Origin of the sequence: Chitinophaga sp., from assembly GCF_035564935.1 — a bacterium.
Taxonomy (GTDB): Bacteria; Bacteroidota; Bacteroidia; order Chitinophagales; family Chitinophagaceae; genus Chitinophaga.
Genome location: NZ_DATMTE010000444.1, coordinates 1 through 3,177, shown reverse-complemented (window position 1 = coordinate 3,177; position 3,177 = coordinate 1). Strand labels below are relative to the sequence as shown.

Sequence of the window (3,177 nt, the reverse complement as noted above, 5' to 3'; positions counted from 1 at the left end):
TAACTGTTCTTAAGTCGGAACTCGCCAGGGAGAACTTTTATGATCAGAAAAAAGAAAAGCGGATAAACGGCCTGCAGTTCCAGTTACTTCATACAGACAGCACAAATTTTAATGCGCGGTTCGACCTCTACTCGAAGATCTTTGAAGAATACCGTTCCTTTAAATTCGATTCTGCATTTATCTATGTAAAAAAAATGATAGATATTTCCTGGAAGTTCCAGAAAATGGATCCCCTCATCCGGAGCAAAATGATGCTGGGAACCATCCTGCTGAATACAGGATTTTATAAAGAAGCTTTCGATGTTACGGAGGAAATAGATACGGCCAGGCTCTCCAGCGCACTCAAAACCGATTACCTGATTTTGCGGGCACGGCTAAACGCCGGTATCGCCGACTATGATAATGACGCTTATTTTTCACAAAACTATTACAGGGAATCCGAGAAGGACTTTAAAAATGCCGAAGCAGTTACGCCTTCCAACGATTTCGAGAAGACCATCAACCTGGCCTTTCTCCCTGATTCGGTAAAAAACGAAAAATTAACTCCCGATTTCTTCTATCATTATATTATACAGCGTCATTTGCCGGAACACGGCACTGCGATGGTGGCTACCAGGATCAGCTTTGCCTATACAGGTCATGACCGGATACGTTTCCTGGCGCTTGCGGTAATCAACGATATCCGCTCATCTACCAAAGAAACACTTGCTATATTTCTACTTGGCCAGGAGCTTTTTAAACTGGGCAGAACAAATGATGCCTATATTTTCATGCAGGAAGCTGCCCGTAACGCCAAGTTATATGGAGCCAGAAACCGTGCGGTGCAAATCGAATCAATGTTGCCATTGGTGGCAGGTAAAGTGATTGATGAAAAGCAACATGAAAGGGATAAACTGCTTATCGGCTTTCTAACCTTTTTGATTGTTGCCGTTATATTGTTTTTCCTGCTGGTCATTTACCGCAGACAAATACTGCGGATCAAGGCAAACGAGCTGATAATAAAGGAAAAAAACAAGGAATTGGAAAGCGTCAATGGTAAGCTCTGGGAATCCTCTAAAATAAAAGAGCAGCTTATCGGGTTGTTCTTTAAAACATGCTCGTCATATATAGAAACATTAGAAAAAATAAAACACCAAACCCTCCACAATATTAAACTGGGAAAATATAAGGATGTCAGCCAGTTTCTAAATGATATTCATATCAAAGAGGAAAAAGGGAATTTATACAACCTGCTTGATACTTCGTTTTTAACCATGTTCCCTAACTTCATCTCTTCCTTTAATGCACTGTTAAAAGAGGAAGATCAGATTTCACTGAAAACCGGTGAAACGCTTAATGCTACGCTCAGGATATTTGCGTTAATGCGCCTGGGCATAAATGAACAGGAGGCTATCGCCAAAATACTGGATTACAGTGTTAGCACGGTATATACTTATAAGATGCGGGTTAAATCGCGCGCACTGGTTCCTGCCGGTGAGTTTGAACAGAAGATAATGGAGATCAGGTTTATTGGAAGTAATGATAGTGATTGAATATAATGAAACTACATGAGCATTTTTGGATAGCGGTTTTTAATCGCCTACTTACAGAATTGCTTCATCATCCCCACCTGCCCCGCTGTCATCCTCGTTTCATCATAAACGAGGTACAAGGTATTCTCAACAGCTGCCCTGCCACGCCAGATTATCTTTAAATCATCGTTCAGCAGGTAGTTTGCAGCCACTGTCAAAGCCTTACTGTGCTTCAGGGATTTTAAAATAAGATTCATGTCCGGTATTACACAGTAGGGTTTAATAACCGGGCGTTTGAAGAAGTTCTTTTTCCAGAACCTGCGTATGATAGCAAGATCGGTAGTATACGCAAACCAGGGTTGTGACAACAACCAGGCCTCCGCTGTCTCCCAGTCTTCCTTCTTAATACAATTATCAAATGCCGTGGTGTCAATTGTTTTATTACCTGCGATGATAAAATTTTCCTGCCGGACCGGCTCAAAAATAAGGTGCCTGTAATCGGCCAGCTTAGTAGCCACCACGAAATCCAGTGCGCCCCTGTGCAGCTTCCCCAGTAACTCTTTGGTATGTCCGAAAGACAAAACAAGGCTGGCATCAATGCTGGTTATTCTTTCAGATAATACGGCTTCAAAATATTCCTGTACAACACCTAACCGTATAATGGGAGTTTGTTTTTTTAAAACGGCCGCACTAAAACCCGACTCCACTTTTTCCAGCTTTTCCAATGGTTCCACAACCTGCGTATAAAACAACTTACCATAATCCGTAGGCACAATTTTCGGCTTCCGTTCAAAAAGCAGCTTTCCAACATGTGCTTCCAGCAAAGAAAGATGCTGGCTCACGTTGGGCTGCGATATAAACAAAATCTTTGATGCAGCTGTTAGTGACCCTGTCTGATAAACGGCTTTAAATGTCCTGTACCATTCCAGATTAACCATACAATAAAGTTATAATAATTTTTATGACAGCTCATAAAATAAGCTATTTCCCTTGTATAGCGCTTTGTTGGAAATTTGTTTTCAAATGATAGCAAAATGGAAATCTTACCACAGGTACAGGAAGCATTGACTTACATGAAGTCACTTAACATTGCCCACACCGAAAATAAGGTGCTGGCTTCAAGAACTTTCTATGAAGCGCTGGTACCCCTTGCAGGGGAACAGGAAAAAGTATTTGCAGTTGAAAACAGAACCATTGAGTTTACCGACCGGGCTGTTAACATCAGGATTTACAGGCCTGATGATAAAAAGGCATTGCCGGTACTGGTCTTTTTCCATGGCGGCGGTTTCTTCAAGGGCAGCCTTGAATCGCACGACCGCCCTTTGCGGCAACTTACCAATTTATCAGGAGTGGTAATCATTTCGGTGGATTACCGGCTTGCTCCTGAATACCCGTTTCCCCATGGTTTGAATGATTGTATCGATACTACCCGGTGGATCATGCAACATGCGGCGGAATTGGGCGTAGATAGTGCTTGTATGGCGGTAGCCGGAGACAGTGCCGGAGGCGCATTAGCCACTGCCGTAGCCGGCAGGCTGAAGCACCTGGTATGCCAGGTGCTTATATATCCTGCTACCGATTCCTCGCTTAATACCCCTTCCTGGTCTGCCTTCGCAGAAGGCCCCGTTTTAACTTTAAAAAACGGTATTGAATTATGGGATTATTA

At 42.7% G+C, this 3,177-nt stretch carries 3 protein-coding genes; 2 read left to right on the top strand and 1 reads right to left on the bottom strand.

The window, feature by feature from the left end; genetic code table 11:
• The coding region (locus VN105_RS11535) for a DUF6377 domain-containing protein (protein WP_325640970.1) at positions 1-1,532 on the top strand (1,532 nt) is incomplete at its 5' end.
• 47 nt (positions 1,533-1,579) lie between these two features.
• Here the strand turns inward: VN105_RS11535 and VN105_RS11530 are convergent.
• Positions 1,580-2,449 carry a LysR family transcriptional regulator gene (locus VN105_RS11530; RefSeq protein ID WP_325640969.1) on the bottom strand — a complete coding sequence of 290 codons (870 nt, stop codon included), beginning with the start codon at positions 2,447-2,449 and terminating at the stop codon, positions 1,580-1,582.
• Between the two features lie 96 nt (positions 2,450-2,545).
• Between VN105_RS11530 and VN105_RS11525 the strand changes: the two genes are divergently transcribed.
• On the top strand, positions 2,546-3,177 hold a 632-nt coding region (locus VN105_RS11525), incomplete at its 3' end, for an alpha/beta hydrolase fold domain-containing protein (RefSeq protein WP_325640968.1).

Bases quoted from the DNA above. Each gene is read 5' to 3' on its own strand.
- VN105_RS11530 (WP_325640969.1), bottom strand. From the start codon at position 2,449: ATGGTTAATCTGGAATGGTACAGGACATTTAAAGCCGTTTATCAGACA.